The organism is Streptomyces sp. NPDC059679 (genome assembly GCF_042734105.1).
In the GTDB taxonomy this organism is placed as follows: domain Bacteria; phylum Actinomycetota; class Actinomycetes; order Streptomycetales; family Streptomycetaceae; genus Streptomyces.
Genome location: NZ_JBHWES010000002.1, coordinates 301,097 through 314,539, shown reverse-complemented (window position 1 = coordinate 314,539; position 13,443 = coordinate 301,097). Strand labels below are relative to the sequence as shown.

Genomic DNA, 13,443 nt, shown 5'->3' with positions numbered 1-13,443 from the left:
TCCCAGCGCTGATCGCTGGCCACCACGTTTCGGAAAGATCAGAAGGGAGGCTGGCCACAGCATGCTTCGAATCAGGACAAAGGTGTCCTGCGCCCTGGCCCTCGCCTTCACCCTCTGCGCGACCCTCACCGGTTGCGGCGGAGGTGAAGGCGGCGGCTCGGGCGGCAAGGTCACCCTGCGCTTCACCTGGTGGGGCAACCCGGACCGGGCGGCCCGCACGGAAGACGCCATCAAGCTCTTCGAGAAGAAGAACCCGGGCATCCACATCAGCACCAACTTCGCGGGCTTCGACGCGTACAAGCAGAAGCTCGCCACCCAGGCGGCGGGCGGCGACGCGCCCGATGTGATGCAGCTGGACTACCGCATGATCAACCAGTACGCGGACGGCGGTGTCCTGCTCGACCTGGGCGAACACAAGGAGTTGCGTACCGCCGAGATGGACAAGGGGCTGCTGGCCACCGGCGTCGTGAACGACAAGCAGTACGCGATCCCGGTGGCGCGCGGCTCGGAGACCGTGGTGTACGACTCGGCCCTGTGGCGCAAGGCCGGGGTGCCCGAGCCCAAGGTCGGCTGGACCTGGGACGACTGGGCGGACGCGATGCTCAAGCTGTCCAAGTCCAAGGCCACGGGGGGACGGGCGGGCAGCACCGACCCGGGCCAGAGCGAGGACGTCTTCGAGATCTGGCTGCGCGGCCAGGGCAAGGTCCTCTACACCGACGACTACAAGCTCGGCTTCACGGCGGACGATCTGGCGCGCTACTGGGAGTGGTGCAGCAAGCTGCGCAAGCAGGGCGCGGTCAGCTCCGCCGAGCAGACCACCCAGATGGACGGCTCGGTGGAGAACACCCCCTTCGGCCGGCTGAAGGCCGTCTCGGACTTCAACTGGGACGCCCCCGCCAGCGGCTATCTGGCGATCGTCGGGGAGAGCGTGAAACTCGCGCCGATGCCGTCGGGCGAGAACGGCACGCCCGGCCAGTACTTCAAGCCGTCGATGTTCTTCGGGGCGTCCGCGAAAACCGGCCACCCCAAGGAGGCCGCCCGGTTCATCGACTTCCTGCTGAACGACCCCGATGCGGGCGCCATCCTCGGCAACTCCCGCGGCATCCCGGCCAACGACTCCATCCGCAAGGTCGTGGCGCCCAAGCTGGAGGGGTTCGACGTGGTGGTCTCGTCGTACCAGAAGCAGTTCGAGGGCAAGCTCAAGGATCCGCCGCCCGCGCCGCCCAAGGGCGACGCATCGCTGCAGACCACCTTCAGCCGCGACTACGACCAGGTGTCGTTCGAGCAGATGTCGCCGCGTGAGGCGGCGGAGGACTTTGTCACCGAGGCGAAGGCGGAGCTGAGGCAATGACCGCGACCGCGACCCGCCCCCAGCCGGCTCCGGCGAGCGCCGGCCGGTCCGGCAAGCGCCCCCCGAAGCGCGAGCGCCAGGGCGCCGCCTGGGTGTTCCTGTCCCCGTGGGTGCTCGGCGCCAGTGTGCTGACGCTGCTGCCCATGGCCGTCTCGCTGTATCTGTCGTTCACCAACTACGACATGTTCAACGACCCCAGCTGGGTCGGCTTCCGCAACTACGTCCAGATGTTCACCGAGGACCCCCGCTACTGGCGGTCGGTGACCTCGACCCTCACCTATGTCGTGATCGCGGTTCCGCTGCAGCTGGCGCTGGCCCTCGCGGTCGCGCTGGCGCTCAAGTCGGTCAAACGCGGCAAGGGCTTCTACCGCTCCGCCTTCTACGCCCCCTCGCTGCTCGGCGCGTCCATGAGCATCGCCCTGGTCTGGCGGGCGGTCTTCAACGACGGCGGCACCGTGGACAACATGCTGTCCTGGTTCGGCCTGGACATCGGCGGCTGGATCAACAAGCCGGGCTGGGCGCTGCTGGCCGTCGCGCTGCTGACCGTGTGGCAGTTCGGCGCCCCCATGGTGATCTTCCTGGCCGGGCTGCAGCAGATACCCGGCGAGCTCTACGAGGCGGCGGCCATGGACGGGGCCGGATGGTGGCGGCAGTTCCGCTCCATCACCCTGCCGATGCTGTCCCCGGTGCTCTTCTTCAACCTGGTGCTGCAGACCATCCAGGCGTTCCAGGTCTTCACCCCGGCCTTCGCGGTCAGCGGCGGCAAGGGCGGGCCCGCGGACTCCACGCTCTTCTACACGCTCTACCTCTACGACCGCGGCTTCACCGCCTCCCATATGGGCTACGCCTCGGCCATGGCCTGGGTGCTGCTGGCGGCCATCGGCATCGTCACCGCGGTGCTGTTCCGCACCTCCCGCTCCTGGGTCTTCTACGCCAACGACGACAACGAGGAGGCCCGATGACCACCGTGGACACCACCCACGCGGTGACGACGGGCGCCACAGCCCGCCGCCGCCCGCGCCCCGCCCGGATCGCCCTGCACGTCGTGCTGATCGGCGTACTGCTGGTGATGCTCTACCCGCTGGCCTGGCTGGTCGCGACCTCCTTCAAACCGGCCGATGAGGTGATCGCCAGCCTCAAGCTGCTCCCCAGCCATCTGGAGTGGAGCAACTACTCCACCGCGCTGGACGGTGTGAACGAGGTCAGCGTCGGCCGGCTGCTGTGGAACTCGCTGCTCATCGCGGGCGGCGCGGTGCTCGGCAACGTCATCAGCTGCTCGCTCGCCGCGTACGCCTTCGCGCGGCTGCGGTTCAAGATGCGCGGCCCGCTGTTCGCCTTCATGATCGCGACGATCATGCTGCCGCACCACGCGGTGCTGATCCCGCAGTACATCGTCTTCAACCAGCTCGGCATGGTGAACACCTACTGGCCGATGATCCTGCCGAAGTTCCTGGCCACCGACGCCTTCTTCGTCTTCCTCATCGTCCAGTTCATGCGCTCGCTGCCGCGCGAGCTGGATGAGGCGGCGCGGATCGACGGCTGCGGGCCGTTCCGCTCCTTCTTCAGCGTCATCCTGCCGCTGACCAGGCCCGCCCTGATCACCACCGCGATCTTCACCTTCATCTGGACCTGGAACGACTTCTTCACCCAGCTCATCTACCTCTTCGAACCGGAGAAGTTCACCCTCACCCTGGCCCTGCGGTCCTTCGTGGACGCCTCCAGCCAGTCGGCCTTCGGCCCGATGTTCGCCATGTCGGTCTTCGCGCTGCTGCCGATCGTGCTGTTCTTCCTCGCCTTCCAGCGCTTCCTGGTGGAGGGCATGGCCAACTCCGGACTGAAGGGCTGAGCCGCCATGCCCCACGCCACCACCCGGGAACCGGGGGAGCTGGTCGGCCCCCGCTTCGCCCTCTTCTCCGACGTACTGCTGCTGGGCCTGGTGACCACCGTCGCCGCTCTGCCGGTGCTCACCGCGCCCGCCGCCATGTCCACCGCCTGCGCCGCCCTCGACCGGCGGGTCCGCCACGACGAGACCATCACCGTCCCGGGCTACGTCCGGGCCCTGCGGGCCCGGCTGCGCACCGGCGATCTGCTGGCCGGGGCGGCCGTCGTGGCGGGCGGCGCGCTGCTGCTGTTCAACGCGCTGCTGGCCGGGGCCGGGCTGCCGGGCGCGGCGGTCTTCCGCCCCGCCCTGCTGGCCGCGGGCGCCCTGCTGGCCGTGGTCCTGTTGCGCGCCTGTGCCCGCCCGGAGTCGGCCACCAGCTGGCGGGAGGCGGCGCGTACGGCGGCGTACGAGACGGTGCGTGCGCCGCGCGGGAGCGCCGTCCTGCTGCTGGCCGTGGCCACCGCCGCCGTCTGCGCCTGGGCCTACCCGCCGCTGGTCGTCCTCGTGCCCGGCCCCCTCGCGCTCGCCGCGCGGGCCGTCGAGCACTCCGCGGCCGGAACGGCCACCTCTGAGCGTCCCCGAACCACCACGGAGCACCACAGATGACCCTGCACCGCCGCCACTTCCTCGCCGGGACCGCCGCCGTCGGCGGGCTGCTCGCCGCCGCGCCCGAGTCCGCCGCGGCAGCACCGGGCCGGGCCACGGATGTCGACAAGGAGTTCCTGGCCGTCCTCACCAAGGCGGCCGACGGCCGGGTGGCCGAGGTCCTGGACGGCCGCGCCGCCGCCATCGCCGAGCTGACCAACCAGGGCAAGGCCCGCTGGGCCGCCCGCAGCCTGCGCCTGCTGGCCTCGGTGCACGTATGGGCCGACGCCGGCCACCACCACGACGCCGCGCTCATCGCGCCGATGACCGAACTGGCCGACGCGCTGGCCGCCGCGCAGTTCGACGACGGCCTCTACGACCAGGGCGCGGTCCACTCCCCGCCGGACACCGGCTTCTCGATCGTCGACCTGGGGCTGACGTACGGGCTGCTGGAGGAGGACGACGACACCTCCACGCGGTCCATCCGGGCCACCCTCAAGAAGATCCTGCTCAAGGCGGGCAAGGGCCTGGCCGACGGCGGGGTGCACACCCCCAACCACCGCTGGAAGATCTGCGCCGCCCTCGCCCGCGTCAACTCCTTCTGGCCGGACGAGAGCTACACCCGGCGTATCGACGCCTGGCTCGCCGAGGGCATCGACCAGTACCCGGCCGGCCAGTACAGCGAGCGCAGCGCCACGTACGCGCCGATCGTCACCAACCCGTCCCTGCTGACGCTCGCGCGGCTGACCGACCGGCCCGAGCTGTACGCGTGCGTACGCCGCAACCTCGAGGCGACACTCCACCTCATCGAGCCGAACGGCGAGGTGGAGACGGTGCATTCGCGCCGCCAGGACCAGAAGACGACGAAGCATGTGTCCGAGTACTGGCTCCAGTACCGCGCCCTGGCGCTCCGGGACAAGGACGGGCGGTTCGCGGCCGTCGCGGAGACCATCCAGCGGCGCGGGGCGGACCAGACCTTCGACGAGACCCCGCTCGGCGACTTCCTCGCCGAGGTGCTCGACCACCCGGAGCTGGCCGCACCGCTGCCCAAGGCCACCGAGGCCGTGGCTGAGTTCACCTTCCACGACAAGGAGTGCGGCCTGGTCAGGATCGGCCGGGGCGCCACCCGTACCTCGATCTTCGGCGGGACCGACTTCCCCGACGTACACGCCATCTCCTCCGGTCTTTCCACCAACCCGACCTTCCTCAAGTGGCGCAAGGGCGGGGCGATCCTGGACTCGCTGCGGCTGTCCCCGCAGTTCTTCTCCACCGGCCACTTCCGGGCCGAGGACCTGGTGCGCACGTCCGACGGCTGGCGGCTGTCGGCGGAGGTCCGGGCCGCGTTCCACCTGCCGCTGCCGCCGCAGCACCGGCGCGCCGACGGGCTGTACCCGCTGACCGACGACGGCCGGTTCTGGTCCGCGATGGACTTCCCGTACCGGCCCAAACAGTGGCGCACCCTGCGTACGGAGGTGCGGCTGAGGGAGTCGGGCGGCGGCTGGGACCTGGACTTCTCGGTCGGCCCCTCCGAGGTCCCGCTCGCCCTGGAGCTGTGCTTCCGTCCCGGCGGCACGCTCGGCGGCGTGGAGCCGGTCGCCGGCCAGGCGGATACGTACCAGCTGGTGAAGGGGTACGGGACGTACACGGTGGGCGATGACGTGATCACCTTCGGGCCGGGCAACGGCAGCGGCCCGCGTCAGCCGGCCACCGTGGACGCGGGGGAGCGCTACAGCTGGATGGCCGGCAGCCTCAATGTCTCCGGTATCCGCGTGCTGATCACGGGGCGCGCGCCGCTCAACTACCGCCTGACACTGCGCTGACGCACCGACCGCCCCGTGTCCGCTCTCCGACCCCTTCTCTCTGTGGACATGGGCGGGCCGGGGCGGCTAGCGTATAGAAAGCGCTTGCTATGACCCTGGCGACGTCTGAAGAGGACCTCGGTGAGGAGAAGAAAACCGTGACACGCAAGACAGTGCGGATCGCCATGAACGGTGTGACGGGGCGCATGGGCTACCGTCAGCACCTCGTCCGCTCCCTCCTCGCCATCCGCGAACAAGGCGGCCTCGACCTCGGCGACGGCACCGTGCTGTGGCCCGAGCCGGTCCTCGTCGGCCGCCGGGACCACGCCCTCAAGGCCCTGGCCGAGCGCCACGGCCTGGACCACTGGTCCACCGACGTCGACGCCGTCCTCGCCGACGACTCGATCGACATCTACTTCGACGCCCAGGTCACCGCCGCCCGCGAAGAGGCCATCAAGAAGGCCATCGCGGCCGGCAAGCACATCTACACCGAGAAGCCCACCGCCACCGGCCTGGCCGGCGCCCTGGAGCTGGCCCGGCTCGCCGACGCGGCCGGCGTCAAGCACGGCGTGGTCCAGGACAAGATCTTCCTCCCCGGCCTGCTCAAGCTGAAGCGCCTCATCGACGGCGGCTTCTTCGGCAAGATCCTCTCGGTGCGCGGCGAGTTCGGCTACTGGGTCTTCGAGGGCGACTGGCAGAGCGCCCAGCGGCCCTCCTGGAACTACCGCGCCGAGGACGGCGGCGGCATCGTCGTCGACATGTTCCCGCACTGGGAGTACGTGCTGCACGAGCTCTTCGGCGCCGTACGGACCGTCCAGGCACATGTCACCACCCACATCCCCACCCGCTGGGACGAGCAGGGCAAGCCGTACGACGCCACCGCCGACGACGCGGCCTATGGCATCTTCCAGCTCGAAGGCGGCGCCGTCGCGCAGATCAACTCCTCCTGGGCGGTCCGCGTCAACCGCGACGAACTGGTCGAGTTCCAGGTCGACGGCACCGAGGGCTCGGCCGTCGCGGGGCTGCGCCGCTGCCGCGCCCAGCACCGCTCCGCCACCCCCAAGCCGGTCTGGAACCCCGACATCCCGCTCACCGAGAGCTTCCGCGACCAGTGGCAGGAGGTCCCGGACAACGAGGAGTTCGACAACGGCTTCAAGGCACAGTGGGAGCTGTTCCTGCGCCACGTCGCCCTCGACGAGCCCTGGCACTGGGACCTGCTGGCCGGCGCGCGCGGCGTGCAACTCGCCGAGCTGGGCCTCAAGTCGTCGGCGGAGGGCCGCCGCCTGGACGTACCGGAGCTGAGCCTGTGACCATCCACCTCCCCGCCGAGGGCGGCGCCACCCGCCCGTACGAACCCCGCACCGAACCCGCGGCCTTCGCCCCCGGCGGTGCGCCGCTCGCCTCCCGTACGGTCTTCTCCGCCGCCCACGTCGTCGCCGACCCGTACGCCGATGTGACCCCCGACAGCCCCGCCGCCGTCGACTGGGACGCCACCCTCGCCTTCCGCCGCCACCTGTGGTCCCACGGTCTCGGCGTCGCCGAGGCCATGGACACCGCCCAGCGCGGCATGGGCCTGGACTGGGCCGGCGCCGCCGAGCTGATCCGCCGCTCGGCCGCCGAGGCCAAGGCGGTCGGCGGCCGCATCGCCTGCGGCGTCGGCACCGACCAGCTGCCGGTCACCGAGCTCGGCTACCCGTACAGCCTCGACGAGGTCAGGGCCGCGTACGAGGAGCAGCTGGAGGTCGTCGAGACGGCGGGCGCCCAGGCCATCCTCATGGCCTCCCGCGCCCTGACCGCCGTGGCCAAGAACCCCGACGACTACCTCGAGGTCTACGGCCATCTGCTGCGCCAGGCCGCCGAACCGGTCGTCCTGCACTGGCTCGGCCCCATGTTCGACCCGGCGCTCGAAGGCTACTGGGGCGCCACCGACCTGGACGCCGCCACCCGCACCTTCCTCGACGTCATCGCCGCCCACCCCGACAAGGTCGACGGCATCAAGGTCTCCCTCCTCGACGCCCAGCGTGAAATCGAGCTGCGCCGCCTCCTCCCGGACGGCGTCCGCTGCTACACGGGCGACGACTTCAACTACCCCGAACTGATCGCGGGCGACGACCACGGCTTCAGCCACGCCCTGCTCGGCATCTTCGACCCGCTGGGGCCGCTGGCCGCCGAGGCGGTGCGCAGGCTTGACACCGGCGATACGGCGGCCTTCCGCGGCCTGCTCGACCCCACGGTCGAGCTGTCCCGCCACCTCTTCCAGGCCCCGACCCGCTTCTACAAGACGGGCGTCGTCTTCCTGGCCTGGCTGGCCGGCCACCAGCCGCACTTCACGATGGTCGGCGGCCAGCAGTCGTCCCGCTCGCTGCCGCACCTGGCGCGGGCGTACGAACTGGCCGACGGCCTCGGCCTGTTCCCGGACCCGGGCCTCGCGGAGTCGAGGATGAAGGCCCTGCTGACGGTGTACGGAGTGACGCAATGACCGGTGTGAGCGGCGACCTGACCCGCCTGAGCCTCAACCAGGAAACGATCAAGCAGTGGTCGCTGCCCGAACTGGCGGAGGGCTGCGTCAAGGCGGGCGTCCCGGGCGTCGGCCTGTGGCGCGCGCCGGTGCAGGAGTACGGCGTGGAGGCGGCCGCGAGGCTGATCCGCGACGCGGGCCTGGCCGTCACCTCCCTGTGCCGGGGCGGCTTCTTCACCGCCATCGACCCGGACGAACGCGCCGCCGCCCTCGCCGACAACCGCGCCGCCATCGACGAGGCCGCCACCCTCGGCACCGACACCCTCATCCTGGTCTCCGGCGGCCTCCCACCCGGCAGCCGCGACCTGTTCGCCGCCCGCGAGCGCATCGCCGACGCCCTCGCCGAACTCGCCCCCTACGCCGCCGACCACGGCGTCCGCCTGGCCATCGAACCGCTGCACCCCATGTACGCCTCCGACCGCTGCGTCGTCTCCACCCTCGCCCAGGCCCTCGACCTGGCCGAGCGCTTCCCGGCGGACCAGGTGGGCGTCGTCGTCGACACGTACCACCTGTGGTGGGACGACACGGTGGCGGACCAAATCGCCCGCGCGGGCGCCGGCGGCCGCCTCGCCTCCTTCCAGCTCGCCGACTGGATCACCCCCCTCCCGGAAGGCGTCCTCCTGGGCCGCGGCCAACTCGGCGACGGCGCCGTCGACTTCCGCTGGTTCCGCGAGCGCGTCGACGCGACGGGCTTCGACGGACCGATCGAGGTGGAGATCTTCAACCCGGCCCTATGGGCGCGGGACGGCGCGGAGGTTCTGGCGGAGGTGGCCGACCGCTACCGGACGCTGGTGCTCCAGCGGCTGCCCGCTTGATCAGATGACCGGCGGTCGGCCCAGCCGGGTCATCCGCCATACGGTGGCCCACCGCATCGGTCGACGCGGTGGGCACGGGGTGCGCAGGCCCTCGGCGAAGCCGCCGAACCACGCCCGCAAACCGGCCGCCGACCTGGTGCGGACCATGGTCAGCGCGGTCCAGGTTCCCAGGTATACGGGGACGAGGAGGGCGGGAAGGTGCCGTTTGGCCAGCCAGACCCGGTTGCGGGCGACCATACGGTAGAAGACCGCGTGCCGGGTCGGCGATGTCCACGGATGCTGGAGCACCAAGTCCGGCTCGTAGAGCACCTTCCAGCCCGCGTCCAGGGCCCGCCAGGACAGGTCGGTCTCCTCGTGGGCGTAGAAGAACGGCTCGGGCCAGCCGCCGATTTCCTCCAGCATCCGCATGGACAGGCCGTGGCCGCCGCCGAGGAACGTGGTCACCCACCCGCCGCGCATCGGATCCGAGCTACGCAGACGGGGGACGTGGCGGCGCTGGGTGCGGCCCCGCTCGTCGGCGATGCGGAAGCTCACGATGCCCAACCGCGGGTCGGACTCGTACAGCTCCACCAGCCGGGTGAAGACGTCCGTGCTGATCAGCAGCCCGTCGTCGTCCAAGTCCACCACCACATCGACATCCCCGAACTCCTTCAGCCGGGCCAGGGCGGCGTTCCGGCCGCCGGCGATGCCCAGGTTCTCCGGCAGTTCGACACCGGTCACCCCGTCGGGGAGAAGCGGCAGCGGCGAGCCGTTGCCGACGACCACCACCCGCGCCGCGGGGGTGTCCTGCTTGGCGACCGAAGCGAGCAGGGCGGTCAGTTCGGCGGGCCGAGTGCCCATGGTCAGGATGGCGACGCCAACGCGCGGGTTACGCACGGGTGAACTCCGTTCGTCGGATCCGGTGCGGGTGATGCTAGCCGCCCCGGGGACCGGCCATCGTCCGCCGCCGAGCGGCGTCCCTCCCTTACGGTGGACGCGGGCCGTGACTGGCGCTGAGGTGGAGCACCACCGGGGAGCGGTCTGACACCGGTTGTCGATGCCGCGCGCCTGGGCGACTCATGTGAGTGCCTCAGGAGTGGCGTATGGACCGGACCCGAACAGCTCGCCTGATGGACGGCACCGGCCTGGCCGGTCGCATCATCGAGGACACCGCGAAGGCCGCCGCGGACATCGCACGGCGCACCGGGACGGCGCCCTGTCTGGCCACCGTCCTGGTCGGGGAAGACTCGGCCTCGGTGACCTATGTCCGGATGAAGCGTGCCAGGTGTCGGAAGGCGGGGATCGAGTCACGGCAGGTGGCCCTGCCTGCGTCGGTGAGCACCGGCGTCCTCGTCGACACCGTCACCGCGCTGTCCCAGGACCCGGGGGTGCACGGGATCCTCCTGCAGCATCCCGTGGGACCTCATATCGACGAGCGCGCCGCCTTCGAGGCGATCGCCCCGGAGAAGGACGTCGACGGCGTCACCATGCACTCCTTCGCGGCCATGGCCTTCGGCCTGCCCGGCTTCGCGTCCTGCACCCCCGGCGGCATCATGCGGCTGCTGGACGAGTACGACGTCGACCTCGTGGGCAAGCACGCGGTCGTCGTGGGGCGCAGCGCCATTCTGGGCAAGCCCGCCGGGATGCTGCTGCTCGGCCGGGACGCCACGGTCACGTACTGCCACTCGCGCACCGCCGATCTGTCGGCGATCGTGCGGGAGGCCGATGTACTGGTGGCCGCGGTCGGCCGTCCGCGGTTCATCGCCGGGGCCGATGTGAAGCCGGGAGCCGTGGTGATCGACGCGGGGTACAACCCCGGCAATGTCGGGGACGTCGACTTCGAGACCGCGCGGGAGCGGGCGAGCCTGATCACGCCCGTCCCGGGCGGGGTCGGCCCCATGACCATCGCCGTGCTGCTGGCGCAGACGGTGGAGGCGGCGGCACGGCAGCTGGCTGTCCGGAGCTGAGCGCGGGTCAGGCCGACAGGGCCGTACGTCGTCCGGCGCGGTGAGCCTCACACGCGGAGTCCTGGCTCGCGGAGCTCGAACCACACCCGCTTCCCCGTCTGGTTGCCGTCCGCGCCTGTCCATGCCACGTCCCAGGCGTAGGAGAGGTGGTCCACGAGTTGTAGGCCGCGTCGAGTCTCATCTTTGATGCTTGCTTGACGGATCTCGGGATGCCCGCAGGGATCGTCGTCTCGTACGCCGACGATCACGCGGTCGTCCTGGATGGTCACATCGATGTGCATGTCCGGCACCTTGGTGTGCTGTACCACATTGGTCACCACGTCCGAGGCGCAGACCTGTGCGGCGTCGACCAGGTCGGGATGTCCCGTGACGAGCAAGAGTGATGCGAGGAGATCGCGGACCACCTTTGGGCTGGTCGGGCAGTTCGGGGTGGTGAGGTGGTAAATCTGGGCTGGGTGGGCGTCGATGCGTGGGGCTCTGTCCAATGCGGCTGTGCTCATTGCGTCTCCCGGCGTGTGCGGAGGGTTGAGCGTTCATTTGCGACGCGACCGTAGGGCGAAGATCTGACGCGGCACAAGCTTGATGCGGATGCTTCACGCCTGTGGGTGACACGAAGTGGATCCGCGCGACGGTGGCGCGCCACACTGCTTCGCACGCAGGCCGATTGATGAGAGGTAGCGATGCCAGCCAGAAGCAACCCCACCGTCCGTCAGGCGCGGTTGGGATCGGAACTGCGGAAGCTTCGCGAGGCGGCCGGGTTGCCCGCCCGCGCGGCGGCGGAGATGATCGGGGGCAACCAGGCAAAGATCAGCCACGTGGAGTCGGGGCGCTGGGGTGTCAGCGCCGAACGAGTCCGACGCCTTGCGGCGTTCTACTCCGCCGCTGACGAGACATTGGTGGACGTGCTGTGTGCGATGGCTGAGGAGCGTGGCAAGGGCTGGTGGGAGGAGTATCGAGGTGTTCTGCCGCCGTCATTCCTCGATCTCGCGGAGCTCGAGCACCATGCCACGTACTTCCACTCCATCCAGGCACTCACGATTCCCGGCATCTTCCAGACCGAGGACTATGCGCGCTCCCTCTTCGAGTCGGTCATCCCGCCGCTCCCTGAGAGCGAGATCGAGGCTCGGGTAGAGCACCGGATCAGGCGGCGTCTGATCTTCGAACGTGCATCTCCGCCGACGTTCGACGGCATCATCCACGAGGCGGCCTTGCGCATGTGCAGTGGCGGCCGGAAGGTGGTGAAGGCTCAGTTGGAATACCTGCTGGAGGTGTCCGAGTGGCCTGCCGTGACGTTGCGCGTGATCCCGTTCGCCTCAGAGAAGTTCATCGGGTCGGCGCAGAATCTCCTGTACGCGGGTGGGGTCGTCCCCAGCCTGGACACCGCGACGGTCGATACCGCCTACGGAAGTGCGTTTCTGGACGCGGAGGCCCAACTCGCCAAGTACCGGGCGATCTACGATGTCCTCGCAGGTGTCTCACTGGGCATCCGTGCATCGCGGGAGACTATTCGCGGCATCGCGCAAGAAATGTGAGAGTCCTGGCATGTCCGTCATACCCATATGGAAGAAGTCCTCGTTCTCGGAAGGGGAGGGGGCCAATTGCATTGAGCTCGCTCAGCACGACGGCCGCATACTCATACGCGAGAGTGACGACCCCCACGTGATTCTCACCGCCGCCCCGGCCCGGCTCGGACCCTTCCTCGCCGCAGTCAAGGCGGGGCGGTTCGACGGCTACGGTCAAGACTGATACTCGCGGCCTATGGCGGCAATACGGGCCCGAGCCGCTTCGCCGAATTCGGCTGCCTCCGACATCGTGGAGAACAACGTGAGGTAGGTGGCGATGTCGCGGGGCTCGGTCACGCTGACCGTCGCGTGCTCCAGGCTGATGGTGGCCAGACGGTCGTCGAAGATCTGGTAGCCGTGCAGGGGAAGATCCTTGGGGCGTGAGGCGAACGGGATCAGGCCGATCTTCACATTGGTCAGCGTGGCAATGGAGGTGAGGTGACCGATCTGTGCGGCCATGACCTCCTCCGGGCAGAACCCCCAGCGCAGCACCGCTTCCGTGAGGACGAACGTAAATTTCTTCTCCGTCTTGTACAGGGCTTGCTGGCGTTGTTGTCGGGCTGCGACGGCCGAGGTCAGCTCTGTGCCCGACAGGTCAAGGGCGAAGACGCGCCGCGCGTATTCGGCGGTTTGCAGCAGACCGGGCACGGCGATGGGTGAGAAGTACCTCAAGCTGACTGCCTCGGCCTCGACTTGGGCGATCTGCATCTGCTGTCTGGCCGCGCCCCGGTGAAGGATCGTCCGGTTGCTCTCGACGGTTGTGTGCAGCCGCGCCGTGAGGTCCAGCAGGTCGTCCCGCTGGGCCGCTTCCGCCCGGTAGAGCGTCAGCAGGGTCCGTACGTCCTCGACCGAAGGCAACAGCCGGCCGTTCTCCAGCTTGGAGATCTTGGGCTGCGACATGCCGACGCTGCCGGCCGCCTGCGATCCCGTCATGGCTGCCCCCAATCGCAGCAGGCGCTAAGCGGCAGGCCGCCGCTAGGGCGGA

General features: G+C 69.8%; 14 protein-coding genes and 1 riboswitch. Of the genes, 11 read left to right on the top strand and 3 right to left on the bottom strand.

Features of this window, described 5'->3' with window-relative positions; all coding sequences use genetic code 11:
* The first annotated feature begins 61 nt into the window (after window positions 1–61).
* The 8 genes from ACFV2X_RS03930 (at window position 62) to ACFV2X_RS03895 (ending at window position 8,950) form a co-directional block, all read left to right on the top strand.
* Window positions 62–1,351, top strand: a complete 1,290-nt coding sequence (locus tag ACFV2X_RS03930; RefSeq protein ID WP_385611046.1) for an ABC transporter substrate-binding protein — start codon at window positions 62–64, stop codon at window positions 1,349–1,351.
* Window positions 1,348–2,313: a carbohydrate ABC transporter permease gene (locus ACFV2X_RS03925; protein WP_385611044.1), complete on the top strand. Its 966-nt coding sequence runs from the start codon at window positions 1,348–1,350 to the stop codon at window positions 2,311–2,313. The genes ACFV2X_RS03930 and ACFV2X_RS03925 overlap by 4 nt, the downstream gene beginning before the upstream one ends.
* Window positions 2,310–3,197 carry a carbohydrate ABC transporter permease gene (locus ACFV2X_RS03920; RefSeq protein ID WP_385611042.1) on the top strand — a complete coding sequence of 296 codons (888 nt, stop codon included), beginning with the start codon at window positions 2,310–2,312 and terminating at the stop codon, window positions 3,195–3,197. Before ACFV2X_RS03925 ends, ACFV2X_RS03920 begins: the two co-directional genes overlap by 4 nt.
* A gap of 6 nt (window positions 3,198–3,203) precedes the next feature.
* Window positions 3,204–3,839, top strand: a complete 636-nt coding sequence (locus ACFV2X_RS03915) for a hypothetical protein (protein ID WP_385611039.1) — start codon at window positions 3,204–3,206, stop codon at window positions 3,837–3,839.
* On the top strand, window positions 3,836–5,638 hold the full coding sequence (locus ACFV2X_RS03910) for a hypothetical protein (RefSeq protein WP_385611038.1): 1,803 nt from the start codon (window positions 3,836–3,838) through the stop codon (window positions 5,636–5,638). Before ACFV2X_RS03915 ends, ACFV2X_RS03910 begins: the two co-directional genes overlap by 4 nt.
* Window positions 5,639–5,775: 137 nt before the next feature.
* Complete coding sequence (locus ACFV2X_RS03905) at window positions 5,776–6,927, top strand: Gfo/Idh/MocA family protein (RefSeq protein ID WP_385611036.1); 1,152 nt, start codon at window positions 5,776–5,778, stop codon at window positions 6,925–6,927.
* On the top strand, window positions 6,924–8,096 hold the full coding sequence (locus tag ACFV2X_RS03900) for a dihydrodipicolinate synthase family protein (RefSeq protein ID WP_385611034.1): 1,173 nt from the start codon (window positions 6,924–6,926) through the stop codon (window positions 8,094–8,096). Before ACFV2X_RS03905 ends, ACFV2X_RS03900 begins: the two co-directional genes overlap by 4 nt.
* On the top strand, window positions 8,093–8,950 hold the full coding sequence (locus tag ACFV2X_RS03895) for a sugar phosphate isomerase/epimerase family protein (protein WP_385611032.1): 858 nt from the start codon (window positions 8,093–8,095) through the stop codon (window positions 8,948–8,950). The genes ACFV2X_RS03900 and ACFV2X_RS03895 overlap by 4 nt, the downstream gene beginning before the upstream one ends.
* Here the strand turns inward: ACFV2X_RS03895 and ACFV2X_RS03890 are convergent, their stop codons facing one another.
* On the bottom strand, window positions 8,951–9,826 hold the full coding sequence (locus tag ACFV2X_RS03890; RefSeq protein ID WP_385611029.1) for a glycosyltransferase family 2 protein: 876 nt from the start codon (window positions 9,824–9,826) through the stop codon (window positions 8,951–8,953).
* A 96-nt stretch (window positions 9,827–9,922) separates the two neighbouring features.
* Window positions 9,923–10,010: riboswitch (ZMP/ZTP riboswitch) on the top strand.
* Between the two features lie 22 nt (window positions 10,011–10,032).
* On the opposite strand from ACFV2X_RS03890, the gene ACFV2X_RS03885 reads away from it, so the two are divergent.
* A complete protein-coding gene (locus ACFV2X_RS03885) occupies window positions 10,033–10,896 on the top strand; it encodes a bifunctional 5,10-methylenetetrahydrofolate dehydrogenase/5,10-methenyltetrahydrofolate cyclohydrolase (protein ID WP_385611026.1) in 864 nt (287 codons plus the stop codon).
* 47 nt (window positions 10,897–10,943) lie between these two features.
* Here ACFV2X_RS03885 and ACFV2X_RS03880 read toward each other — a convergent pair whose 3' ends face one another.
* Entirely contained in the window at window positions 10,944–11,396 is a 453-nt protein-coding gene (locus tag ACFV2X_RS03880) for an ATP-binding protein (protein WP_385611023.1), read from the bottom strand.
* A gap of 180 nt (window positions 11,397–11,576) precedes the next feature.
* Between ACFV2X_RS03880 and ACFV2X_RS03875 the strand changes: the two genes are divergently transcribed.
* Both ACFV2X_RS03875 and ACFV2X_RS03870 read left to right on the top strand, forming a co-directional pair.
* Complete coding sequence (locus tag ACFV2X_RS03875; protein WP_385611020.1) at window positions 11,577–12,428, top strand: helix-turn-helix domain-containing protein; 852 nt, start codon at window positions 11,577–11,579, stop codon at window positions 12,426–12,428.
* 10 nt (window positions 12,429–12,438) lie between these two features.
* Complete coding sequence (locus ACFV2X_RS03870; RefSeq protein WP_385611018.1) at window positions 12,439–12,642, top strand: DUF397 domain-containing protein; 204 nt, start codon at window positions 12,439–12,441, stop codon at window positions 12,640–12,642.
* Here ACFV2X_RS03870 and ACFV2X_RS03865 read toward each other — a convergent pair.
* Window positions 12,633–13,403 (bottom strand): helix-turn-helix domain-containing protein, encoded by a 771-nt coding sequence (locus ACFV2X_RS03865; protein ID WP_385611015.1) that lies wholly within the window; start codon window positions 13,401–13,403, stop codon window positions 12,633–12,635. The genes ACFV2X_RS03870 and ACFV2X_RS03865 overlap by 10 nt on opposite strands.
* Window positions 13,404–13,443: the final 40 nt, after the last annotated feature.